Annotated in this window: 16 protein-coding genes; 11 read left to right on the top strand and 5 right to left on the bottom strand. The window is 72.2% G+C overall.

All coding sequences use genetic code 11. From position 1 onward, the window contains the following. Positions 1-37 precede the first annotated feature (37 nt). The 3 genes from HP550_RS06305 (at position 38) to HP550_RS06295 (ending at position 7,648) form a co-directional block, all read left to right on the top strand. The gene (locus HP550_RS06305) at positions 38-3,565 is read left to right on the top strand and encodes a PKD domain-containing protein (protein ID WP_175346741.1); all 3,528 of its coding nucleotides are present in this window, start codon (positions 38-40) and stop codon (positions 3,563-3,565) included. A gap of 94 nt (positions 3,566-3,659) precedes the next feature. Further along, positions 3,660-6,872, top strand: coding sequence for a LamG-like jellyroll fold domain-containing protein (locus HP550_RS22950; protein WP_175346740.1), 3,213 nt, complete (start codon positions 3,660-3,662; stop codon positions 6,870-6,872). 11 nt (positions 6,873-6,883) lie between these two features. Beyond that, entirely contained in the window at positions 6,884-7,648 is a 765-nt protein-coding gene (locus tag HP550_RS06295; RefSeq protein ID WP_343048012.1) for a CDP-alcohol phosphatidyltransferase family protein, read from the top strand. On the opposite strand, the gene HP550_RS06290 is transcribed toward HP550_RS06295, so the two are convergent. Genes HP550_RS06290 through HP550_RS06275 form a run of 4 tightly spaced genes read right to left on the bottom strand, consistent with a single transcriptional unit; the run spans position 7,622 to position 11,784 of the window. After that, entirely contained in the window at positions 7,622-8,668 is a 1,047-nt protein-coding gene (locus HP550_RS06290; RefSeq protein WP_175346738.1) for a glycosyltransferase, read from the bottom strand. The two genes, HP550_RS06295 and HP550_RS06290, sit on opposite strands and share 27 nt — an antisense overlap. 1 nt (position 8,669) lies before the next feature. After that, positions 8,670-9,539 carry a hypothetical protein gene (locus tag HP550_RS06285; protein ID WP_175346737.1) on the bottom strand — a complete coding sequence of 290 codons (870 nt, stop codon included), beginning with the start codon at positions 9,537-9,539 and terminating at the stop codon, positions 8,670-8,672. A 5-nt stretch (positions 9,540-9,544) separates the two neighbouring features. Beyond that, entirely contained in the window at positions 9,545-10,654 is a 1,110-nt protein-coding gene (locus tag HP550_RS06280; protein ID WP_175346736.1) for a Gfo/Idh/MocA family oxidoreductase, read from the bottom strand. Next, positions 10,651-11,784, bottom strand: a complete 1,134-nt coding sequence (locus HP550_RS06275) for a DUF1972 domain-containing protein (RefSeq protein ID WP_175346735.1) — start codon at positions 11,782-11,784, stop codon at positions 10,651-10,653. The genes HP550_RS06280 and HP550_RS06275 overlap by 4 nt, the downstream gene beginning before the upstream one ends. Before the next feature lie 243 nt (positions 11,785-12,027). On the opposite strand from HP550_RS06275, the gene HP550_RS06270 reads away from it, so the two are divergent. Both HP550_RS06270 and mfd read left to right on the top strand, forming a co-directional pair. Beyond that, positions 12,028-12,471 (top strand): FAD synthase family protein, encoded by a 444-nt coding sequence (locus tag HP550_RS06270; protein ID WP_175346734.1) that lies wholly within the window; start codon positions 12,028-12,030, stop codon positions 12,469-12,471. A gap of 142 nt (positions 12,472-12,613) precedes the next feature. Then, complete coding sequence (gene mfd, locus HP550_RS06265) at positions 12,614-16,279, top strand: transcription-repair coupling factor (RefSeq protein WP_175346733.1); 3,666 nt, start codon at positions 12,614-12,616, stop codon at positions 16,277-16,279. A 7-nt stretch (positions 16,280-16,286) separates the two neighbouring features. Here the strand turns inward: mfd and HP550_RS06260 are convergent, their stop codons facing one another. Further along, positions 16,287-17,447 carry an acyltransferase family protein gene (locus HP550_RS06260; RefSeq protein ID WP_175346732.1) on the bottom strand — a complete coding sequence of 387 codons (1,161 nt, stop codon included), beginning with the start codon at positions 17,445-17,447 and terminating at the stop codon, positions 16,287-16,289. Between the two features lie 188 nt (positions 17,448-17,635). On the opposite strand from HP550_RS06260, the gene HP550_RS06255 reads away from it, so the two are divergent. The 6 genes from HP550_RS06255 (at position 17,636) to HP550_RS22150 (ending at position 24,164) form a co-directional block, all read left to right on the top strand. Further along, positions 17,636-18,232 (top strand): hypothetical protein, encoded by a 597-nt coding sequence (locus HP550_RS06255; RefSeq protein ID WP_175346731.1) that lies wholly within the window; start codon positions 17,636-17,638, stop codon positions 18,230-18,232. Then, positions 18,229-18,861, top strand: coding sequence for a nucleoside triphosphate pyrophosphohydrolase (locus HP550_RS06250; RefSeq protein ID WP_343048011.1), 633 nt, complete (start codon positions 18,229-18,231; stop codon positions 18,859-18,861). The genes HP550_RS06255 and HP550_RS06250 overlap by 4 nt, the downstream gene beginning before the upstream one ends. A 153-nt stretch (positions 18,862-19,014) precedes the next feature. Beyond that, positions 19,015-20,568 carry a Re/Si-specific NAD(P)(+) transhydrogenase subunit alpha gene (locus HP550_RS06245; RefSeq protein WP_175346730.1) on the top strand — a complete coding sequence of 518 codons (1,554 nt, stop codon included), beginning with the start codon at positions 19,015-19,017 and terminating at the stop codon, positions 20,566-20,568. A gap of 4 nt (positions 20,569-20,572) precedes the next feature. Next, positions 20,573-21,955, top strand: coding sequence for a Re/Si-specific NAD(P)(+) transhydrogenase subunit beta (gene pntB / locus HP550_RS06240; protein WP_175346729.1), 1,383 nt, complete (start codon positions 20,573-20,575; stop codon positions 21,953-21,955). Between the two features lie 95 nt (positions 21,956-22,050). Further along, positions 22,051-23,331: a phosphopyruvate hydratase gene (gene eno, locus HP550_RS06235; protein WP_175346728.1), complete on the top strand. Its 1,281-nt coding sequence runs from the start codon at positions 22,051-22,053 to the stop codon at positions 23,329-23,331. Between the two features lie 107 nt (positions 23,332-23,438). Continuing rightward, positions 23,439-24,164, top strand: coding sequence for an FtsB family cell division protein (locus tag HP550_RS22150; protein WP_246280619.1), 726 nt, complete (start codon positions 23,439-23,441; stop codon positions 24,162-24,164). The last annotated feature ends 2 nt before the right edge of the window (positions 24,165-24,166 follow it).

Below are 24,166 nucleotides of genomic sequence, written 5' to 3'. Positions count from 1 at the left end.
GCGCGGCCTGCCCGCGCGGTCAGCGAAGGAGAGTTCGATGCGAGCAGCACAGCGGCTGTGGTGGCGTCGTGCCGTGGGGACCGCCGCAGCGGCGGCCCTCGTGGTGGTCGGGCTGGTGACGGTGCCGACCGCGGCGACGGCTGCGCCGCAGGTGTGGGCGGACCCGACGGTGACCGCCGACGCCCTGCCGACCGTGCAGATCGACGGGGTGGTCTGGTCGCAGGTGGTGGTCGGCAACACGGTCTACGTGGCGGGCGACTTCACCACCGCGCGCCCGGCCGGCGCTGCCGTCGGGGTGGACACCACGCCGCGCTCGAACCTGCTCGCGTACAACCTCACCACCGGTGAGCTGATCACCACGTGGGCGCCGTCGCTGAACGCCCCGGCGTACTCGATCGCCGCGTCGCCCGACGGCACGCGCATCTACGTCGGCGGCGACTTCACTCGCGTCAACAACGTGGCCCGCAACCGGTTCGCGGTCGTCGGCGCTGTGTCGGGCGCCCTGAACAACACCTTCACCGGCGGCGCGAACGGTTCGGTGCGCTCGATCGTCGCGACGGCCTCGACCATCTACCTCGGCGGGAGCTTCAACACCGTCGCGGGCCAGTCCCGGCCGCGGGTGGCGGCGGTCAACGCCTCCACGGGCGCGGTGACGGCGTGGCGGGTGTCCGTCCAGCCCCGGCAGGTGGACGCGATCGCGCTCAACGCCAGCGGGTCGCAGCTGTTCATCGGCGGCCGGTTCGACTTCATCAACGGGGTCGCGCGCCAGGGCATCGGTGCCGCGGCCACGTCGACCGGTGCGACGTCCGCGTGGAACATCAACCCCGACATCTACGCCTACGGGTACGCCGCCGGGATCACCAGCCTGTCCACCGACGCCACCAACGTCTACGGCACGTCGTTCGGACTCATCAACGACCCGGACAGCGAGGGCAACCTCGAGGGCATGTTCTCGGCGGACGCCGTCACGGCCGACCTGACCTGGGTGGACGACTGCCACGGCGACTCGTACTCGGTGTGGGCCAACCCGGGCAAGGACCACGTCTACCTCGCCGGTCACCCGCACAACTGCGGCAACTTCGGCGGGTTCCCGGAGATCAACCCGCGCCGCCACCAGTACACGGCTGCGGTGTCCAAGGCGGCCTTCGGTGAGGTCCAGCCCAACACGCAGGGCGGCTACTTCTCGCTCGAGGGGCACGACGCACCCGAGCTCCGCACCTTCTGGCCGACGTTCTCCACGGGCACGTTCACCGGCACGGGCCAGGCGACGTGGCACGTGACCGGCAGCGGGAACTACGTGCTGTACGGCGGCGAGTTCACGCGCGTGAACGGCGTGGGCCAGCAGGGCCTGGTCCGGTTCGCGACCTCCGAGGTCGCACCCGACCTGATCGGCCCGTCGCTGTCCGGCAACGCGCTCCAGCCGACCGCGGCCTCCAACGGCACGGGCTCGATGCAGGTCTCGTGGCCGGCCAACTGGGACCGCGACAACGAGCTGCTCACGTACCAGGTGCTGCGCGGCACGACCCCGGTCTACCAGGTCTCCCGCGAGTCCCGGTTCTGGGACCTGCCGCGCTTCTCCTTCACGGACACCGGCCTGGACCCGAGCACCTCGTACACCTACCGGGTGGTCGCGACGGACGCGGCCGGCAACTCGGTGACCTCGCCTCCGGTGACGGCGACGACCACCGGCAGCGGCACCCCGGACATCGGTGAGTACGCCCGGGTGGTCCTGGGCGACAACCCCTCCGCGTTCTGGCGGCTGGGCGACACGAGCGGCAGCACGGCGGACACCACGAGCTTCGCCTCCGGGACCGTGGGCGCCGAGGTGGTCCGCGGTGCCCCGGGAGCGCTGGCGGGGAGCACGAACGCCGCGATGCAGTTCACCGGCACGGCGACGTCGCGGGTGTACAGCACGCGACGGATCGCCGGCCCGATCCGGTTCTCGATCGAGGCCTGGTTCAAGACGGGCTCCACCGCGGGCGGCAAGATCGTCGGCCTGGGCTCCACCGCCAGCCTCAACAACAGCGGCACGTACGACCGGCACGTCTACATGGGCGCCGACGGTCGGCTGACCTTCGGGGTCTACCCGGGCGCGAGCCGCACGGTCACGTCGCCGGCCGCCTACAACGACGACACGTGGCACCAGGTGGTCGCGAGCGTCGGCATCCGCGGCATGGAGATGTACGTCGACGGCACCCTGGTGGCCACGGACCCGGACGTGACGTTCACGGCGCCGGCCAGCGGCTACTGGCGCATCGGCGGGGACGCGCTGGGCACGTGGCCCAACGCTGCGGGCGAGAACTTCATCGGCAGCATCGACGAGGTCTCCGTCTACAGCCGCCAGCTGGACCAGGTCGACATCCTGCGGCACCTCAGCACCGGCACCACGGGCACGGCGACGAACCTGCTGCCGCTCGCGCAGGTGACGGTGACGGGCGGCGAGCTCTCGGCGACCGGGAACGCGTCCGCGTCCACCGACCTCGACGGCACGATCGTCGAGTACGCGTGGAGCTGGGGCGACGGCAGCACCACGACGACGACGACACCCACCACCACGCACCCGTACGCCGCGGCCGGCACCTACCCGGTCACGGTGACGGTCACGGACGACGACGGCGGGTCGGCCGAGGCGTCGGGCAGCGCGGTGGTCTCCGCGCCGAACCAGCTGCCGACGGCCGCGATCTCCGTGACGGGACCGCCCGCGCTCGGGGTCTCCGTGTCCGGGTCGGGCTCGACCGATCCCGACGGGACGATCAGCACGTACGCGTGGACCTTCGGTGACGGCGGCACGGCCACGGGCGTGACCGCCACCCACCAGTACCTGGCCACGGGCACGTACCCGATCACCCTCACGGTGACCGACAACCGCGGCGGCGTGGACACCGAGACCGTGTCGGTGAGCGTCGTCGCGCCGCCCGGGCCGGTGGTCCTGGCGTCCGACGCGTTCGGCCGGACACTGGCCGACGGCTGGGGACCCGCCGACGCCGGCGGCACCTGGATCACCACCGCGGGTGCGGCATCGGTCGGCTCGGGCTCGGGCGTGATGACGATCGCCGCGGCGGGCGGCGTGGTCAGCGCGCGGCTCCCCGGACCCGGCAGCACCTCCCAGCGCGAGCAGCTGACGTTCTCGCTGGACAAGCGGCCGGCAGGGTCCGGCGGCTGGATCCTGGTCCGCGGACGGATGATCGACGGCGCGGGCGAGTACCGGCTGCGGATCGCCCTGACCTCGGGCGGCTCGGTCCAGACGCGGCTGCACCGGACCGACGCCGCGGGGACCGAGACGGCAGTCTCCACCGCCGTCACCGCCTCCGGGGTCACCTACAACGCGGGCACGGTGCTGGCCGTCGCGTTCGAGGTGGTGGGCACCTCGCCCACCACCCTGCGCGCCAAGGTGTGGAACGCGGCGCAGGCCGAGCCGGCGACGTGGCTGGTGCAGGCCACCGACTCGACGCCCGCTCTCCAGGCGGCCGGGTACACCGGTCTGGCGACGATCCTGTCGTCGACCGCGACCAACGCGCCCGTCGCGGTCCGGTTCGACAACTACAGGATCACGGCGGTGCCGTGACGGTGTGAGGCGACCACGCCCTGCGCGCGGTCCACGAAGGGGGGGCCCGATGCGATCAGCACGGGTGGGGTGGCGTAGGGCGGTCGGAGCGGTGGTGAGCTCCGCCGTCGTGATGGTCGCCGCGGTGGTCGCGACGGCGCAGGAGGCGGTGGCGCTGGACCCGACGGTGACGGCCGACGCGCTGCCGACGGTGCAGATCAACGGGGTCGCGTGGTCGCAGGTGGTGGTCGGCAACACGGTCTACGTGGCCGGCGACTTCTCCACCGCGCGCCCGGCCGGTGCGGCCGCGGGGGTCTCGACGACCCCGCGGGCCAACCTGCTCGCCTACAACCTCACCACCGGTGTGCTGATCACCACGTGGGCGCCGACCCTGGACGCGCCCGCGTACGCCATCGCCGCGTCCCCCGACGGCACGCGCATCTACGTGGGTGGTGACTTCACGCGCGTGAACAGCTCGGCCCGCAACCGGTTCGCCGCCCTCGACGCGAGCACGGGCGCGGTGATCACCTCGTTCAACGGCGGCGCCAACGCGGCGGTGCGCTCGATCGCGGCCAACGCCTCGACCGTGTACATCGGCGGGAACTTCAACACCGTCGCCGGCCAGTCGCGGCCGCGCGTGGCTGCGTTCAACGCGTCCACCGGCGCCATCACGTCGTGGCGCGTCTCGGTCCAGCCCCGGCAGGTGGACGCCATCGCGCTCAGCCCCAACGGGTCGCAGCTGTACATCGGGGGTCGGTTCGACGCGATCAACGGGGTGGCGCGGCAGGGCATCGGAGCCGCGGCCACGTCCAACGGGGCGACGACGTCCTGGACGGTCAACCCCGAGATCTTCGCCTGGGGGTACTCCGCAGGCATCCTGAGCCTGGCCACGGACGGCACCCTCGTCTACGGCACCAGCTTCGGCCTGATCAACGACGAGGCCAGCGACACCAACCTCGAGGGCATGTTCGCCGCGGACGCGGTGACCGCCGACCTGGCGTGGGTCGAGGACTGCCACGGTGACTCGTACTCGGTCTACGCCAACCCCGGCAAGGACCACGTCTACCTGGCCGGGCACCCGCACAGCTGCGCCAACTTCGGCGGGTACCCCGAGGTCACTCCGCGGCGCCACATGTACGGGGTCGCCTTCGCGAAGGCTCCGGTCGGCAAGATCCAGCCGAACTCCCAGGGTGGTTACCACGACCTGGCCGGGCTGCCCTCGACCGACAAGCGCGCGTTCTGGCCCGTGTTCCAGCCGGGCACCTACACCGGTACCAACCAGGCGACGTGGAGCGTGTCGGGCAGCGGCCCCTACGTGGTCTACGGCGGGGAGTTCCTGCGGGTGAACAACGTCGGGCAGCAGGGCCTGGTCCGGTTCGCGACGTCCGACATCGCTCCCGACCGCGTCGGACCGGTGCTCACCGGCTCGGCGCTCCAGCCGACCGCGGCGTCCTACGCGACCGGCACGATGCAGGTGTCGTGGCCGGCCAACTGGGACCGCGACGACGAGGTCCTCACCTACCGCGTCCTGCGGGGCAGCTCCTCGACGCCCGTGTACCAGGTGTCGCGCGGCTCGCGGTTCTGGGACCTCCCGCGGCTGTCGTTCACGGACACCGGGCTGGCCAACGGCACGTCGTACACGTACCGCGTCGTGGCGGTGGACTCCGGGGGGAACTCGGTGACGTCCCCGTCCGTCACGGCGACCACCACCGGCTCGTCGGCCGGGCCGCTGCGCTCCTACGCGACGGGCGTGCTGGCGGACAGCCCGGCCGGGTACTGGCGGCTGAGCGAGCCCAGCGGGACGGTCCAGGACTGGACCTCCTACGCGCCGGCCACGGCGGGCAGCGGCGTGGCACGTGGGCAGGCCGGAGCGCTCGCGGGAGACCCGAACGCTGCCATGACGTTCAACGGCACGGCCGCGTCGCGGGTGTACACGGCGCGCCGGGTGGCCGGCCCGCTGCGCTTCTCGGTCGAGGCCTGGTTCCGGACCGGCTCCAGCGCGGGGGGCAAGATCGTCGGCTTCGGCTCGGTGTCGGGGACCGGGAACAGCGGCACCGTCGACCGCCACGTGTACATGAGCGCGGACGGGCGACTGAACTTCGGCGTGTTCCCCAACGCGGTACGCACCATCACGTCTCCGGGCGCCTACAACGACAACGTGTGGCACCACGTGGTCGCCAGCGTCGGGGCGCGCGGCATGGAGATGTACGTGGACGGCGCGCTGGTGACGACCAACCGGGACGTCACGTTCTCGCAGACCACCAGCGGCTACTGGCGGATCGGCGGCGACAGCCTGTCCGGCTGGCCCAACGCCGCGGGCACCACCTTCGTCGGCAGCATCGACGAGGTCGCGGTCTACGGCCGCCAGCTCGACGCGGCCGACGTCGAGCGGCACCGGACCCTGGGCACCGGCGGCTCGACGCCGAACCAGCCGCCCACCGCGGCGATCGCGGTCAGCGGGCCGCCGGACGCCACGGTCTCGGTGTCCGGTGCCGGCTCGGGCGACCCGGACGGGACGATCAGCACGTACCAGTGGACGTTCGGCGACGGCGGCACGGCCACGGGCGTGACGGCCTCGCACCAGTACCTGACCACCGGCACGTACCCGATCACGCTCACCGTGACGGACGACCGGGGCGGGGTGGACACCGAGACCGTGTCGGTCAGCGTCGTCGCGGGGCCCGCCCCGGCGGTGCTGGCCTCGGACACGTTCGAGCGGACCACCCCGGACGGCTGGGGGACCGCGGACACCGGCGGCGCGTGGACGACGACCGGAGCCGCGTCGGTCGGTGGGGGAGCCGGAGCGCTGACGCTCGGTGCCCCGGGCGGCGTGGTCACCGCGAGCCTTCCGGGGGTGAGCAGCACGTCGACACGGCAACAGCTCACCGTCTCCCTCGACAGGCGACCCTCGGGCTCGGGCGGCTGGGTGCTCCTGCGCTCCCGGATGCTCGACGGCGTCGGGGAGTACCGGGCCAAGCTCGCCCTGACCTCGGGCGGCGGCGTCTCGGTCCGCCTGCACCGCACCGACGCGGCCGGCGCCGAGACGCCCGTGTCCGCCTCGGTGTCGTCCGGCGTCACGTACAACGCCGGCACGGTGCTGGCGGTCGCGTTCGAGGTGGTCGGTACGTCACCGACCACCCTGCAGGTCAAGGTCTGGGACGCGTCCCAGCCGGAGCCGTCGGCGTGGCTGGTCCAGGCGACCGACGCAACAGGAGTCCTGCAAGGTCCCGGCAGCACCGGTCTGGCTGCCATCCTGTCCTCGTCGGCGTCCAACGCGCCGGTCGTGGCTCGGTTCGACAACTACGCGATCACGGCGGCGGCGCCGTGACAGGGGGTCAAGTGAACGACGTGACAGCTGCACCGAGCTATCGCGAGATCGTCGCCCGACTGGCGGCGGCGCAGAAGGCATCGCGCAACGCGCCCGCCTACTCGCGGTGGGTCAACCGCCCGCTCGGGCGACGGATCGCGGCGGCCGCGTACCTGCGCGGGCTGACGCCGGACCAGGTGACCGGCATCAGCGCGTGCCTGACGCTCGTCGGCCTCGGGTTCCTGGTGACCGTCCCCCCGGCGCTCTGGGTCGGTGTCGTCGTCTCGCTCGCCCTGGTGCTCGGCTACGCGTTCGACTCGGCCGACGGGCAGCTGGCGCGGCTGCGCGGGGGCGGCTCGCCGCGGGGCGAGTGGCTGGACCACGTGGTCGACTCCGCCAAGAACGTGTCGGTGCACCTGGCGGTCCTGGTCGCCTGGTTCCGGTTCGAGGGCGAGCAGGTGGGCCCGTGGGACGGCGACTCGCTGCTGCTGGTCCCGCTGCTCTTCGCGATCGTGTCCACCGTCTTCTTCTTCGCGATGACCCTGACCGACCAGCTGCGCCGGCTGTACGGGGGCAAGCCGACGTCGACGTCCGCCGAGGCGATCGCGCAGAAGGCGCCCGTCATGGCCTCGCTGATGACCTTGCCCAACGACTACGGGCTGCTGTGCGTGGCCTTCCTGCTCCTCGGCCTGCCCGCGGTGTTCGCGCCGGTGTACGCCCTGTTCCTGCTGGCCAACGTGGCGTTCCTGGCGGTCGGTCTGCGCCGCTGGTCACGCGAGCTGCGGAGCAAGGGCTGACACCACGGCGGCACGCAGCCGGCGCGTGACGTCGGCCCAGTCCGGCGCGACGAACGCCGGGGTGACCGGTGGTGCCTGGAGTGCGGCCGCGATCGCGTCCACGTCGTACGGGTCCACGTAGGCGGCGCTCGGCCCGAGGTTCTCGCGCATCACGGGGATGTCCGCGGCCAGCACGGGGGAGCCGAAGCTGAGCGCCTCGACCGGGGGGAGCCCGAAGCCCTCGTCCAGGGACAGGTACACGAACAGCGCCGCGTGCCCGTACAGCCAGGCGAGCTCACCGTCGTCGACCCGGCCGAGGAACCGGATGGCGCCGGACGTCACGGCGTCGCGCACGTCCGGGCCCAGGTCGGCGCGGGCGCCCTCGGGCTCGCCGACCACCAGCAGCGGGCGCGTGGGGGTGATCGCCCCGGACCGGGCCGCCGCGGTGAACAGCCGCCCGAGGTTCTTGCGCACGTTCAGCCGGCCGACGCTCAGCACGTACTCGTCGACATCGACGCCCGCGGGCCTCGTCGGGGTGGCCGACGCGAGCTCGGTGCCGACCGCCAGGCCGATCGGGACCACCGGGGCGATGCCGCGGTTGTGCGCGGCGATCCGCTCGGCCTCGTGCTGCGAGCTCGTCGCGACGACGTCCGCCCGGCCCAGCGTCCAGGGCACGAGCGCGAGGTAGGCGCGCTCCGGGAGCGTGAACCACTCCGGGTTGGTCTGGAACATCACGTCGTGCACGAACACCGCGCTGCGGCCCGTCCAGGGCGTGAAGTTGTGCACCACCGCGACGTCCGCACCCACCCGGCGTGCGATCCGGGGGTAGTCGACGATCGACGCGATCCCGTGCGGCCAGAGCCGCGTGCCGACGCAGGTCACGCCCGGGGGAGCGTCGATGCCGGCCAGCGCCTTGTGGGGCACCACCATCGTGAGCTCGTCGTCGAACAGGTCCACCCAGTGCCGGATGATCTCCCGCTGGACCTGCCGGTTGGAGATCGGGCCGTCGGCCCACCAGTAGCCGTCGACGAGGACGCGCACGTCAGCCCCGGTCGGCCCAGAGCTCGTCGACGATCTGGCGCGTGGAGCGGATGTTCGCCCGGCTCGACGCGCCGAACACGATCGACTCGACGTTCGGCAGCCCGCACACCCACTCGAGCGCCTCGCGCGGCGGGATGGCCCCGGAGGCGAGCACCGACATGGCGACCGGCCGGAACGTCTTCTCCTTGAGCACGCGCTCGTACTCGGCGATGCCCCCGGACATCCGGAAGCCGAGCTTGTTGATGCTGGAGCAGACGATCGGGTTCTGCACGCCCACGCGCTCGAGGGCGTCCAGCAGCATCGGCAGGTTCATCGTGATGAACCCCGGCTCCGCGTCGTAGCGCTTGCGGACGTGGTTGGCGAAGATCGCGAACGCGTCGTCGAACCCGAGGCCCAGCAGCAGGTCCACGACCACGTTCTGGAGGAAGATCACCGGGGTCGACAGGCCGCGGAACATGGTCATCTCGGCGTCGACCAGCAGGGTGATCAGGCTCTCGACGTCCTTGCGGGCCAGCGCCCGGCCACCGCGCATCGCCGAGTCGAGGAACCCCTCGTCGGGCAGGAAGCGGCGGACGGCGCCGAGCATCCCGTCCTCGGCCATCGCGTTGGCGTACTTGTGGGCGTACGGCATGCACGGGTAGAAGGTCGACGCCGCCGCGCGCGCCGGGTCCGCGCGGACCAGGTCCGCGATCTGTGCGACCCGGTCGTGCGTGGTGCACATGAACGTGGTGACGCCCTCGTCGAACGCGGCGTCCAGGACGCCCATGATCGCCGAGAGGTCCTGGAACTTGATCTCCTGGGCGCGCGCCTTCTCCTCGGACATGTGGTTCACGCCGAAGAACTGGTTGTCGCCGAACAGCAGCTGGTCCATGGCGGTCACCGCTGCGGGAGGAGTCGACGGAGGCCCGTGCGGGCGGGGGGCGCCGGGGCCTTGCGGACCGCCGGGTGCGCGCCGCCGACCGGGGTCGGCGCCTTCTCGGCGTCGGCCACGATCGCCGCGATCACCAGGTCGGTGTCCGCGGCCGACCGGAACGTGTTCTCGCCCTTGGTGGTGCCGGTGACCACGCGCTGCACGAACGCGTCGACCTGGCTGCTGTACTCCTCGCCGCGCACGTAGAACCACACGGGTTCGGTGAGGTCGGTGGTGTACCGGACGTTCCAGCCCTGCTCGTACCCCGGGGGTACCTCGGCCGTGTCGCGCAGGTACACCTGCACCTCCTGGCGGTCGACGAAGATCCTGCCGTGCGTGCCCCACAGGGTGAGCTTGGTGGTCATCTTGCGTTGCGAGTCGTCGCTCCAGCTCACGCTCAGGCTCGCCGTGGCACCGCCTGGCAGGTGCAGCGTCGAGGTGACCTCGTCGTCGGTCTCCTGCGAGAAGACACGCCCGAGCACCGAGCCGCTGACGCCCGTCGGCACCCCGAAGTACCAGGTCAGCAGGTTGAGCGGGTGGGCCGCGTAGTCGTACAGGCAGCCGCCGCCCTCGGTCCGCTGGCTGCGCCAGGTGCCGCCCTTGGGCTTGAGCACGACCGGTCCGTACGCCTCGGCCAGCACGTGCGTGACCGTCCCGATGGCGCCCGCGTCGAGCAGGCGGCGGACCTCCTCGAACGCGCCGACGAACCGGTAGTGGTAGCCCACCTGCGTCACCAGGCCCAGCTTCTCGGCACGCTGCGCCAGCGCGTCCGACTCGGCCGGGTCCAGGCAGAACGGCTTCTCGCAGAAGACGTGCAGTCCGCGGTCCAGCGCGGCGGACACCTGCGCGCCGTGCATGACCGACGGGGTGCAGATGACGACCGCGTCGAGCTTGGCCTTCTCGAGCATGGTGTCGTAGTCGGTGTACGTGGTCAGGCCCGTGTTCTTGCCGAGCACGGAGAGCACGTAGGAGGACGTGTCGCAGACCCCGGCGACCGTCACGTCCGGGTGCGCGTTGAACATGGCCAGGTGGGACAGGCCCATCTTGCCGAGGCCGACGATGCCGACGCGGATCACGCGGCCACCCCCTGCTGCACCCCGGCGCCGACCGGCAGGTGCCGCTCCAGCAGCTCCTCGTACTGCCCGGCGACGTGCGCCCAGGTGAACTCCGCCGCGTGCCGCTTGCGAGCGTTCTCACCGAGCTCGGTCCGCAGCGCGTCGTCCTCGAGCAGCCGGGTCAGGGCCGCGTCGGCGTCGTCCACCGTGGAGAAGAACAGTGCCGCGTCGCCGGCGGTCCACCGGTTGTACTCGTTGTCGTGGGCGAGCACCGCGTTGCCGGCGCCCAGCGCCTCGACCAGCGACGGGTTGGTGCCGCCGACCGTGTGACCGTGCAGGTAGGCGGCGCTGTGGAAGCGCAGCGCGGTCACGGTCTGCGGGTCGTACACCGGCCCGAGCAGGTCGACCTCGTCGCCCGCCGCGGCGCGGATGGCCTGGTGGTACGGGTCGTCGTGGCCGACGTCGCCCAGCACCGCGAGGCGCACGCCGCGGGGCCGGCGGGAGAAGGCGGTGAGCAGCTCGACGACGGAGTTCTCCGGGATCGGGCGCGCGATGAGCGTCAGGTAGCGACCGGGCTCGAGGCCGCGGTCCGTGACGGGGGCGGTGGGGGCGGACTCCACCGTCGGGGCGCCGTAGGTGATCGTGGCGATCTTGCGCTCCTTGGCGTGCTTGCTCAGGTAGACGGCGATCTCCGGGTGGTCGGCGATCAGGGCGTCGCCGATCACGCACCCGATCCGCTCGTTGGTCCACAGGATCGCCTGCCGGACGGGGCCCCAGCGGGCGCGGGACCACTCGATCCCGTCCATGTTGATCACCGTGGGGATGCGCTTGAGCTTGTGCCAGGTGTTCAGGACCGCCGTGTTGTAGCCGAACGTGAGGCACAGGTCCCCGTGCCGGCCCGCGTGCCGGATCACCTTGAGGTCGAACCGGGACGTGCCCAGCCAGCCGTCGCGGGGCTCGGGGATCGTCACCCGTTCGATGCCCTCCCACGAGTCGTAGCGCACCGGCCCGGACCCCTGCTCCTGGCAGTAGACGACGACGCGCCACCCGTTGTCGACGAGGTGGCGCGCGACGTTCTCGGCGGCGGTCTCGAAGCCGCCGTAGGCAGCCGGGACGCCGTGCGTGCCGAGGATCCGCACCGTTCTCGTCATCGGCTGATCCTCCTGACCTCGGGGTGTACGGGACGCGAACGCCCGGGGGCGCCGACGGGGGAAGCACGTCGAAAGTACCCCAATGCGGACATCCGACTAGCACCCCTCGGCAGATTTCGCCCGCTCAGCGGTACCCGAACGGGTGGTGCCGGGCGTGCGGGTGACTTTTGGGGAGAAGGGCGGACAATTCGGACGTCACTTCCTAGACTCGGCACCACGGTCGGGTCGAGCGAGAGGACGCACATGACGGTCGTCGGTTATGCGCCCGGGGTCTACGACCTCTTCCACGTGGGCCACCTCAACATCCTGCGGCACGCCCGCCAGCACTGCGACCGCCTGATCGCCGGCGTCGTCTCCGACGAGAACGCCGCGCGGGTCAAGGGAAAGTACCCCGTGGTCCCGCTGGCCGAGCGGCTCGAGGTCGTGTCCGCGCTCTCGATCGTCGACGAGGCGGTCGCGGAGGTCTGGGGCTCCAAGCGCGAGGCCTGGGACCACGTCCGGTTCGACGTCATCTTCAAGGGCGACGACTGGCGGGGGACCCCGCAGGGCGCGGCGCTCGAGGCGTCCATGGCCGAGGTCGGCGTCCGCGTCGTCTACTTCCCGTACACCGTGCACACGTCCTCCACGCAGCTGCGCCGGGCGCTCGAGCTCCTCGAGGGTCGCGAGCCGGAGGCAGCAGCCGTCTGACGGTTCCGGCACCGGTGGGTGTCGGACCTGCGACGTAGACTTCTCGCGCACCCCGGCTCCTCTGAGGAATCGGGGCGTTCGCGCTGCCTGTGACTGTGCGCAGGCGTGCCCGCGCGTGTCTCGCCGATCGACGAAGGACCTCATGGACCTCACCGGCCTCCTGCCCGCCCTGCTCGCCGACCCGGCCGCCGCCGCCGCGGTGGAGAACGTCCGCACGCGCGGGGAGCTGGACGTGGTCGGTCCCGCGGGCGTCCGGCCGCCGCTGCTCGCCGCGCTGGCGTCGGGCCGCCCGCTCGTCGTCGTCACCGCCACGGGCCGCGACGCGGACGAGCTGGCCGCCGCCGTCCGCTGCTACCTGCCCGCCGACGACGTCGCGGTCCTGCCGTCGTGGGAGACGCTCCCGCACGAGCGGCTGTCCCCGCGCAGCGACACCGTGGCCCGCCGGCTGGCCGTGTTCCGTCGGCTCGCGCACCCGGAGACCGAGGGCCACGCCGGCCCGGTCCGCGTCCTCGTGCTCCCCGTGCGGGCGATGCTGCAGCCGGTGGTCCAGGGGCTCGGTGAGCTGGTGCCCGTGTCGATCAGCACGGGGGACCGGGTGGACCTGGCCGACCTGGCGGAGAAGCTGGTCGCGGCGGCCTACACGCGAGTGGACATGGTGGAGAAGCGCGGCGAGTTCGCGGTGCGCGGCGGGATCATCGACGTCTTCCCGCCCACCGAGGACCACCCGCTGCGCGTCGAGCTGTGGGGCGAGGACGTCGAGGAGATCCGCTGGTTCTCGATCGCCGACCAGCGCAGCCTCGAGGTGGCCGACCACGGCGTGTGGGCGCCGCCGTGCCGGGAGATCCTGCTGACCGACGCCGTGCGTGCCCGCGCCACCGAGCTGGTCGCGCAGCTGCCGGGCGCGGTCGACATGCTGGACAAGCTGGCGCAGGGCATCGCCGTCGAGGGCATGGAGTCGCTGGCGCCCGCGCTGGTCGAGGCGATGGTGCCCGTGCTCGACCTGGTGCCGGACGACAGCCTGCTGGTGCTCGTCGACCCGGAGCGCGTCCGGCGGCGCGCGCACGACCTCGTCGCCACCACGCACGAGTTCCTCGAGGCGGCGTGGACGTCGGCCGCGGCCGGGGCGGCGACGCCGCTGGACCTGTCGGCGGCGAGCTTCGCCTCGTTCGCGGAGGTCCGCGCGCTCGCGGCCGTGCGGGGACTCGGCTGGTGGACGCTGTCACCGTTCTCCCTCGACGTCGACGCCGCCGAGGCGGCCAAGCCCGACGACTTCTACGAGGGGCAGACCGGCACCGGGCACACGGCCGCCCGCAACGAGGCGCCGCACCTGAGCGCCATGGCCGACGACCTGGCGGCGACCGCGCAGACCGTGGTGATCGCCGCGCGGGACGTCGAGCGCTACCGCGGGGAGGTCGCGCGCGCGGTGGCCGACGTGCGACTGCTCCAGCAGGCCGGCTGGCGCCTGGTGCTGGCCACCGAGGGGCACGGCCCCGCGCAGCGCATGGTCGAGCAGCTCCGCGCGGCCGAGGTGCCCGCGCGGCTGGTCGGCACCATCACCGACGAGCCCGAGGGCGGCGTCGTCCTCGTCGTGCCCGCGCCCGTCGGCCCCGGCTTCGTCTCCGAGCCCCTGCACCTCGCCGTGTTCTCCGAGTCCGACCTCACCGGCCGCGCGGGCACGTCGACCCGCGACATGCGCCGGATGCCGAGCCGGCGCCGCAACGTGGTGGACCCCCTCCAGCTGCGCCCGCACGACTACGTGGTGCACGAGCAGCACGGCGTGGGCAGGTTCGTGGAGCTGGTGCAGCGGACCATCGGGTCGGGCGCCAACGCTGCGACGCGCGAGTACCTGGTGATCGAGTACGCGTCCAGCAAGCGGGGCCAGCCGGGCGACCGGCTCTACGTGCCCAGCGACCAGCTGGACCAGGTCACCAAGTACGTGGGCGGCGAGGCGCCGTCGCTGTCCAAGATGGGCGGGGGCGACTGGGCCAAGACCAAGGGCCGCGCCAAGAAGGCGGTCAAGGAGATCGCCGCGGAGCTCATCCGGCTCTACTCGGCGCGCATGGCGACGGCGGGGCACGCGTTCTCGGCGGACACCCCCTGGCAGCGAGAGCTCGAGGACGCGTTCGCGTACGTGGAGACCCCGGACCAGGCCGCGACGATCGACGAGGTCAAGGCCGACATGGAGAAGCCGATCCCCATGGACCGGCTGGTCTGCGGCGACGTCGGCTACGGCAAGACCGAGATCGCGGTGCGGGCCGCGTTCAAGGCGGTGCAGGACGGCAAGCAGGTGGCGATCCTGGTACCGACGACGCTCCTGGTACAGCAGCACCTCGACACGTTCTCCGAGCGGTACAGCGCGTTCCCGGTGACGGTGAAGGCGCTGAGCCGGTTCCAGTCGCCGAAGGAGTCGAAGGAGGTCGTCGCCGGGCTGTCCGACGGGACGGTCGACGTGGTCATCGGCACGCACCGGCTGATCACGGGCGAGGTGCGGTTCAAGGACCTGGGCCTGGTGGTGATCGACGAGGAGCAGCGGTTCGGCGTGGAGCACAAAGAGACGCTCAAGGCGCTGCGCACCAACGTGGACGTGCTGGCCATGAGCGCCACCCCGATCCCGCGCACCCTGGAGATGGCGGTGACGGGCATCCGCGAGATGTCGACGCTGGCCACCCCGCCGGAGGAGCGGCACCCGGTCCTGACGTTCGTCGGCGCGTACGACGAGAAGCAGATCAGCGCGGCCATCCGCCGCGAGCTGCTGCGCGAGGGCCAGGTGTTCTACGTGCACAACAAGGTGGACTCGATCGAGCGGACCGCGTCGCGGCTGATGGAGCTGGTGCCCGAGGCCCGGGTGGCGGTGGCGCACGGGAAGATGAACGAGCACCAGCTGGAGCAGGTGATCGTCGACTTCTGGGAGAAGAGGTTCGACGTCCTGGTCTGCACGACGATCGTCGAGACCGGCCTGGACATCTCCAACGCGAACACCCTCATCCTCGAGCGCGCGGACCTGCTGGGCCTCTCGCAGCTGCACCAGCTGCGTGGGCGGGTGGGCCGCGGGCGCGAGCGCGCGTACTCGTACTTCCTGTACCCGCCGGAGAAGCCGCTGACGGAGACCGCGCACGACCGCCTCCAGACGATCGCGGCGAACACCGACCTGGGCGCGGGCATGGCCGTGGCGATGAAGGACCTGGAGATCCGCGGCGCCGGCAACCTGCTGGGGGGCGAGCAGTCGGGGCACATCGAGGGTGTCGGCTTCGACCTGTACATCCGCATGGTGGGCGAGGCGGTGGCCAACTTCCGCGGCGACGTGCAGGAGGAGGTCCCGGACGTCACCATCGAGCTGCCCGTGGACGCGCACATCCCGCACGACTACATCGCGCACGAGCGCCTGCGGCTCGAGGCGTACCGGAAGATCGCGGCGGCGGCCGACTCGGCGGCCCTCGGCGAGGTCCGGGCCGAGCTGGTGGACCGCTACGGCGCGGTGCCCGCGGCCGTCGACAACCTGTTCGAGGTGGCGGAGTTCCGCCAGCACGTGCGCAACGCCGGGCTGTCGGACGTCACAGCGCAGGGCAAGTTCATCCGGTTCGCGCCGGTGGAGCTGCCCGAGTCCGCGCAGCTGCGGCTCAAGCGCCTCTACCCGGGATCGGTGCTGAAGCCGACGGTGCGCACGGTGCTGGTGCCCTGGCCGATGACTGCACGGATCGGCGGCAAGCCGGTGCAGGGCCGCGAGGTCATGCTCTGGGCGAGGCAGTTCATCGACGCGGTCGTGCGCGGGGACGTCGCCGCGGCCGCGAAGGTGGGGACTGTCCGCTAGGAGCGGCTCAGGCGGCGTGCACCGGCTCGCCGGCCGGCTCCGGCGCTCGGGCCCGGCGACGGCGGGCCATCAGCGCGGCCTTGTACGCCTCGACGGGGCGCTCCAGGAAGTGCCAGACCGCGACGCCGAGCGCCACCCCGACCGACGCCGTGAGCACGAAGCGCGCCGGGAACGGCCACCCCTGCGTCAGCGGACGCAGCGCGTGCCCGGCCACCAGGTGCACGAGGTAGATGCTGTAGCTGGCCAGCCCGATGATCTGCACCGGCCGCGCGCCGACGACCGCACCGAACACCTGCCGGAACCGCCCGTCCTGGCGCTCGAGGCCGTACAGGATGACGGCCGCGGTGGCGACGGCCTGGAACGTGTACCGGAACGTCTCCCGGAACCACGGGTCCCGGATGGTGAGCGAGGCGAGGTAGAGGACCGCGGCGGCCACGGGGACCCAGGTGCTCCCGATCGCCGCGCGCAGTCGCGGGCCCACCTGCTGCTGGCGCAGGAGCGCGAAGACGACGGCGGCGAGGATGCCGCACGCGATGCCGTCGACCCGAGTGTCGGTGCCGTAGTAGATGCGGCGGTGGGCGAGCTCGGGGGTGGTGCCGGCGACGATGACGAGGCGGAGCACCAGCGCGCCGACGACCGTGGTGAGCGCGATGGCCGTGAGGAAGACGAGCCGGCGCCGGAGCAGGCCCGCGCAGAGCCAGATCAGGGCGAACGCGATGTAGAACTGCTCCTCGATCGCGAGGCTCCACACCACCGCCGAGCCGGGCAGCACCAGCGCCGGCCCCTGCATGTAGACCCAGTTGAACGCGAAGAACACCTGCGACCCGAACGCACCCCAGTCGATGGGCCGCCACAGGGCGTAGATCAGCGTCGGGATGGCGATGATCAGCAGGAACGGCGGTGCCAGCTTCAGGAGGCGTCGCAGGTAGAAGTCGGAGAGCGAGAACCGGCCGGTGCGCTCCCGCTCGACCAGCAGGATGTGGGTGATGATGAAGCCGGAGATGGCGAAGAAGATCGTCACGCCGCTGCCGCCGGGCACCACGGCACCCAGGCCGGCGTGCGCCACCACGACGAGCAGGACGGCCACGGCACGCAGCGCGTCGATGTGCTCGTAGCGGCCGTGCCGGGAGACCCCGAGGCTCGAGGCGGTCGACGGTGCACTCGTCACGCGTGACCTCCCCGGATGCCGCGGCAGCTGGTGGAAAAGCCGCGAATGGGACGGATCGTACCTGCGCTCCCCGCGCCCGATCGAGGTCCGCGGGTGACGTACGGGTGCGTTTCACCCGTTCGCGCCCGCACCTGGCTGGGGGCCCTACGATGACCCCGATCGACGAGCGACGACGCAGGAGGTCTCAGGTGGCGGTGCAGTGGCGTGCGGGAGCGCGGGCAGCGGGTGTGCTTGTCGCGCTCACGACGACGGCCGGTCTGGCGGGGTGCGCCGGGCAGCCCGGGGCCGCCGCTGTGGTCGACGGCACGGCGATCCCCACCGCGGACGTGCGCGCCGCGCTCGACGAGCTGGAGCCGTGGTTCGAGGGCGTGACGACCACCAACGTCCTCGCGGTCCTCGTGCAGGAGCCGACTGTCGTGGAGCTCGCGGCCGAGAAGGGTGTCGGGGTCTCCGACGAGGACGCCGAGGCCCTGCTCGCCCAGGTGGTCCAGCAGAAGGTGCAGGGCGCCACCGCCACGTTCACGGACCCGTCCCTGGCCCTCGCCCGCTACTCGATCGCCTACACCAACCTTCAGGGCCTCCCCGAGACCGAGGGCATCGGCCAGGAGATCGACACGCGGCTGCGGGAGCTCGACGTGGAGGTCAACCCGCGGTTCGGCTCGCTGCAGGACGGCAACCAGGTGGCCGCGCCCGTCGCGGTCCCGTGGCTGGTCGCACCCCAGGCTCCGGCGGCCGACGAGGGGTCCACAGAGCCGACGCCGGAGCCGAGCCCCTCGGCCTCGTGACGGACCCGCAGCAGGACGCCCTGCGCGCCCTCGTGGGCGTGATGGACCGGCTGCGCTCACCAGGCGGCTGCCCCTGGGACGCCCAGCAGACGCACGAGTCGCTGGTGCCCTACGCGCTCGAGGAGGCCCACGAGCTGGCGGAGGCGATCGAGACGGGGGACCGCCCCGGTCTGCGCGAGGAGCTGGGTGACCTGCTCCTCCAGGTGGTGTTCCACGCGCGCATCGCGACGGAGCACCCGACCGACCCGTTCGACGTCGACGACGTCGCTGCCGATCTCGTCGCCAAGCTGGTGCGCCGGCACCCGCACGTGTTCGAGGACGCCCCGATCGAGGGCGACGTGCACGTGCAGTGGGACCGGCTGAAGAACGCGGAGAAAGAGCGCGGGTCGGCGCTCGACGGGATCCCGCTGGCGCTCGGCGCCTTGGCCCGTGCGCAGAAGATCGCCGGGCGGGCGCGGCGTGCAGGACTCGCGGCGCGGGTGCCCGCGGGCGACGGCGTCGGCGAGCGGCTGCTCGCGCTCGTCCTCGAGGCGGATGCCGCGGGCGTGGACGCCGAGGGCGCCCTCCGGCAGGCGGCTGCCGCGTGGGAACAGGACCTTCGGGCCGGGGAGATTGCCCCGCCGGTTTGATATGAGGTTTCGACGGATCGTCCGACCGGCGGAAGGAAAGCGCTTGCCGGGAGTCCGTCGGACCCCATAGCCTGCCCGTGGCCGCCATGATGGGCGCGGCCCGTCGCTCCCCGGCGACAGGCCACTACGACGATCCGACGGAGGACCGCAGCGATGCGCATCGGTATCCCCACCGAGAGCCGAGCCGGCGAGCGGCTGGTCGCGGCGACTCCCAAGACGGTCGCCCAGCTGGTCGGCCTCGGGTACGAGGTCGTCGTGCAGCGGGGCGCGGGCGATGCCGCCACGTTCCGCGCCGAGACGTACGAGGCCGCGGGCGCGACGGTCGGCGACGCGGCCGACGTCTGGTCCAGCGACGTGGTCGCCAAGGTGAACCCGCCGACGGAGGCCGAGGTCGCGTCCCTGAGCCCGGGCGCCACGCTCGTCGCCATGCTCGCGCCCGCGGCGGCACCGGCCCTGGTCGAGAGCCTGCACGCGCAGGGCGTGACCGCGCTGGCGCTCGACGCCGTGCCCCGCATCTCGCGAGCGCAGGCGCTCGACGTGCTGAGCACCATGTCGAACGTCGCGGGCTACCGCGCGGTCGTCGAGGCCGCCGAGGTGTTCGGTGGCATGTTCACCGGGCAGGTCACCGCGGCCGGCAAGACGCCGCCCGCTCGGGTCTTCGTCATCGGGGCCGGGGTGGCCGGGCTGGCCGCGATCGGCGCCGCGGGCAGCATGGGTGCCCGTGTCCGCGCGTTCGACGTGCGGCCCGAGGTCGGCGAGCAGATCGAGTCGATGGGCGCCACGTTCGTGCAGGCCGAGGCCGCGCAGCAGGCGGTCAGCTCCGACGGGTACGCGAGCGCGCTGACGCAGGAGCAGGAGCTGCTGACCGCGCAGATGTACACCGCGGAGACGGCCGACGCCGACATCGTCATCACCACCGCGCTGGTGCGGGGGCAGGCGCCGACCACGATCACCGCGGCCATGGTCGCCGGGATGCGACCGGGCAGCGTGATCATCGACCTGGCCGCGTCCGGCGGCGGCAACTGCGAGGTCACCGTCCCGGGGCAGGCCGTGGTGACCGAGAACGGCGTGACCGTCGTCGGGTACACCGACCTGACCAGCCGGATGCCGCAGCACACGTCCCAGCTGTTCGGCACCAACATCGTGCACCTGGTCCAGCTGCTCACCCCGGGCAAGGACGGGCAGCTGGTGCTCGACCTCGACGACCCGGTGCAGCGCGGCATGGCCGTGACGCACGACGGCGAGGTGCTCTGGCCGCCGCCTCCGGTGCAGGTGTCGGCCGCGCCGGCCGCGGTCGCCGGGCCGACGCCGGAGGAGCGCGCGCAGGCCGAGGCCGCCGCGCTGGAGGACAAGGCCCGTCGGCGGCAGCGCCGGTCGGTGGTCCTCGCGCTCCTCGCGGTCGTGGTCCTGCTGGGGATCTCGTTCGCGCCGGCGGCCTTCCTCGGCCACTTCTCCGTGTTCGTGCTCGCGGTGATCGTCGGCTACTACGTCATCTCCAACGTCAGCCACTCGCTGCACACGCCGCTGATGGCCCAGACCAACGCCATCTCCGGGATCATCCTGGTCGGCGCGCTGCTCCAGATCGGCGACGACAGCTGGCTGGTGACGGTCCTCGCGGTCGTCGCCGCCGCGGTCGCCAGCATCAACGTGTTCGGCGGGTTCCTCGTCGCCAACCGCATGATCCGTATGTTCCGGAAGGACGCCTGAACCCGTGCTGACCTCCCTGGCCCAGGCCGTCTACCTCGGCGCCGCCGTCCTGTTCATCCTCAGCCTCGCGGGCCTGTCCAAGCAGGAGACCGCCCGCCGCGGCAACCTCGCCGGCATGGTGGGCATGGCCCTGGCACTCGCCGCGACCGTCGCGCTCGCCCTGGAGCGCTCCGAGCGTCCGGTCGAGGTGACCGCGGTGCTCATCCTCGTGGTGTTCCTCGTCGGCTCCACGGTGGGTACCTGGCAGGCGCGCCGTGTCGAGATGACGCAGATGCCCGAGCTCATCGCGATCCTGCACTCGTTCGTCGGTCTCGCGGCCGTGCTCGTCGGGTACAACTCGTTCCTCACCGAGCCCGCGGACCCCGCGCACCTGGTCGAGGTGTTCCTCGGCGTCCTCATCGGCGCCGTGACGTTCACCGGGTCGATCGTCGCGTTCCTCAAGCTCTCCACCCGGATCAGCTCGGCGCCGCTGATGCTCCCGGGCCGCAACTGGCTGAACCTCGGCATGGTGGTGGTCTCCGGCGGGCTGATGGCCTGGTTCCTGGGCACCGGTGCCGTGCTGCCGCTGCTGCTCATGACCGCCGTCGCGCTCCTGCTCGGGTGGCACCTGGTGGCCTCGATCGGCGGCGGGGACATGCCCGTGGTCGTCTCGATGCTCAACTCGTACTCCGGGTGGGCGGCCGCCGCGGCGGGCTTCATGCTCAGCAACGACCTGCTGATCGTCACGGGCGCCCTGGTCGGCTCCTCCGGTGCGATCCTGTCCTACCTCATGTGCACGGCCATGAACCGGTCGTTCATCAGTGTGATCCTCGGCGGGTACGGGGCCGAGGGCGGCACCGTGGTGGCGTCCGACGTCGACCTGGGGGAGTACCACGAGATCAAGGCCCCCGAGGCGGCGGAGCTGCTCACCGAGGCCCGCACGGTCGTCATCACGCCCGGGTACGGCATGGCCGTGGCCAAGGCGCAGTACCCCGTGGCTGAGCTGACGGCCAAGCTGCGGGCGCGCGGCGTCGACGTGCGGTTCGGGGTGCACCCCGTCGCGGGCCGGCTGCCCGGGCACATGAACGTGCTGCTGGCCGAGGCCAAGGTGCCGTACGACATCGTGCTGGAGATGGACGAGATCAACGGCGACCTGGCGGAGACCGACGTCGTCCTGGTGATCGGCGCCAACGACACGGTGAACCCGGCGGCGCTCGACGACCCGTCCTCCCCGATCGCCGGCATGCCGGTGCTCGAGGTGTGGAAGGCCGCGCGCGTCATCGTGTTCAAGCGGTCGATGGCCACGGGCTACGCGGGCGTGCAGAACCCGCTGTTCTTCCGCGACAACACGTCGATGCTGTTCGGCGACGCCAAGGACCAGGTCGAGCACATCATGCTGGCGCTCTGACCACTCCCGTCCCACCAGTCGAAGGGCCTAGGGCGGCCGTTCGGGGACGCCACTAGGGTGAGGTCGTAAACCCACCCGCTTCAGAAGGAGCACCCATGGCCAGCATCGAGGCCGTCGGCGCCCGCGAGATCTTGGACTCGCGCGGCAACCCCACTGTCGAGGTCGAGGTCGCTCTCGACGACGGCACCATCGCCCGTGCGGCCGTCCCCTCGGGTGCCTCGACCGGCGCCTTCGAGGCCGTCGAGCGCCGTGACGGCGACGCGACCCGCTACCTGGGCAAGGGCGTCGAGGATGCCGTTGCCGCCGTCATCGACGAGATCGCGCCCGAGCTCATCGGCTTCGAGGCCACCGAGCAGCGCCTCGTCGACGCCGCGCTGATCGACCTCGACGGCACGGCCAACAAGGGCAAGCTCGGCGCCAACGCGATCCTCGGCGTCTCGCTCGCCGTGGCCAAGGCCGCCGCCGACTCGGCCGACCTGCCGCTGTTCCGCTACCTCGGTGGCCCGAACGCGCACGTGCTGCCGGTCCCGATGATGAACATCCTCAACGGTGGGTCGCACGCCGACTCCAACGTCGACATCCAGGAGTTCATGGTCGCCCCCATCGGTGCGGCCACGTACCGCGAGGCGCTGCGCACCGGCGTCGAGGTCTACCACTCGCTCAAGTCCGTGCTGAAGAGCAAGGGCCTGTCCACCGGCCTCGGCGACGAGGGCGGCTTCGCCCCCAGCCTGGGCAGCAACCGTGAGGCGCTCGACCTCATCCTCATCGCCATCGAGAAGGCCGGCTTCACGCCGGGCGTCGACCTGGGCCTCGCGCTCGACGTCGCCGCGACCGAGTTCTTCAAGGACGGCGCCTACCAGTTCGAGGGCAAGTCCCTGTCGAACGAGGAGATGTCCGCCTACTACGAGCAGCTGGTGAAGGACTACCCGCTGGTCTCCATCGAGGACCCGCTGTCCGAGGACGAGTGGGAGGGCTGGTCCCACCTGGTCGCCACCATCGGCGACAAGGTGCAGATCGTCGGCGACGACCTGTTCGTCACCAACCCCGAGCGTCTGCGCAAGGGCATCGAGCTCAAGGCCGCCAACTCGCTGCTGGTCAAGCTCAACCAGATCGGCACGCTGACGGAGACGTTCGACGCCGTCGAGCTGGCCCAGCGCAGCGGCTTCACCACGATGACCTCGCACCGCTCCGGCGAGACCGAGGACACCACGATCGCCGACCTGTCGGTGGCCACGAACGCCGGCCAGATCAAGACCGGTGCCCCCGCCCGTGGCGAGCGCATCAACAAGTACAACCAGCTGCTCCGCATCGAGGAGGAGCTGGACGACGCCGCACGCTACGCCGGTCGCTCCGCCTTCCCGCGGTTCACGGCCTGACGCTCGACCCTCGAAGGCCGGTCATCCTGCACGGGTGGCCGGCCTTCGGCGCGCCACGGGGAGCGACCTCCGCCCAGGTCGGGACGGTCCGGGGCAGAATCGACGCCATGTCCGCCCCCCGACGCCCGGCGTCCCCGAGCGCCCCGGGTCGGCGCGCGGCGACCCCGCGGCCCGGGGCCACCACCCCGGCGGCGAACGTGCCGCGCGGGAACACCACCGGCCGACCGGCAGTGCCACGCTCGTCGGGCCCCCGGTCGGGTGCCACGCCGCGCGTCGGTCCGACGCCGTCCTCGTCGGCCCGACCGTCCTCGTCGCGGCCCGGCGCCTCCCGTCCGGCCACCCGGGGAACCGCGACGCCGCCGCGCGGCACCCCCCGCGCCGAGCGGGTGCAGATCCGCGTGCCCCGACTGTTCACGGTGCGCGCGATGGTGTTCTCGTGCGTGCTCCTGCTGGCGTTCGTGCTGGTGTACCCGACCCTGCACTCGTACCTCCAGCAGCGCGTCGAGGTGGACCAGCTCCGCAGCCAGGTGGAGTCCGCCCGGCAGCGCAACGACGACCTCGAGGCCGACCTGCGGCGCTGGGACGACCCCGCGTACGTCGCGGCCCAGGCGCGCGAGCGGCTCTCGTTCGTGCTGCCGGGCGAGAAGGCCTTCCGCGTCGTCGACCCCGAGACCGTCCCCGACACCCCGCCGGCCACCGACGGCTCCGCGCCGGTCCTCGACGCCGGCTCGACGCTGCCCTGGTACGCGAACGTCTGGGAGTCGGTCGAGGTGGCGGGGCAGACGCCGGTCGCGGGCGACAATGGGACGCCCGCCCCGCCCGCGGGCGGCTGACC

Origin of the sequence: Cellulomonas humilata (assembly GCF_013359775.1) — a bacterium.
Classification (GTDB): Bacteria; Actinomycetota; Actinomycetes; order Actinomycetales; family Cellulomonadaceae; genus Cellulomonas; species Cellulomonas humilata.
This window is presented reverse-complemented; position numbering and strand designations above follow the sequence as displayed.

Excerpts from the sequence above, each read along its gene's own strand:
- eno (WP_175346728.1), top strand. The coding sequence starts at position 22,051 with ATGGCCAGCATCGAGGCCGTCGGCGCCCGCGAGATCTTGGACTCGCGC.
- HP550_RS06275 (WP_175346735.1), bottom strand. The coding sequence starts at position 11,784 with ATGACGAGAACGGTGCGGATCCTCGGCACGCACGGCGTCCCGGCTGCC.
- HP550_RS06305 (WP_175346741.1), top strand. The coding sequence starts at position 38 with ATGCGAGCAGCACAGCGGCTGTGGTGGCGTCGTGCCGTGGGGACCGCC.
- HP550_RS06285 (WP_175346737.1), bottom strand. The coding sequence starts at position 9,539 with ATGGACCAGCTGCTGTTCGGCGACAACCAGTTCTTCGGCGTGAACCAC.
- HP550_RS06245 (WP_175346730.1), top strand. The coding sequence starts at position 19,015 with ATGCGCATCGGTATCCCCACCGAGAGCCGAGCCGGCGAGCGGCTGGTC.
- mfd (WP_175346733.1), top strand. The coding sequence starts at position 12,614 with ATGGACCTCACCGGCCTCCTGCCCGCCCTGCTCGCCGACCCGGCCGCC.
- HP550_RS22150 (WP_246280619.1), top strand. The coding sequence starts at position 23,439 with ATGTCCGCCCCCCGACGCCCGGCGTCCCCGAGCGCCCCGGGTCGGCGC.
- HP550_RS06270 (WP_175346734.1), top strand. The coding sequence starts at position 12,028 with ATGACGGTCGTCGGTTATGCGCCCGGGGTCTACGACCTCTTCCACGTG.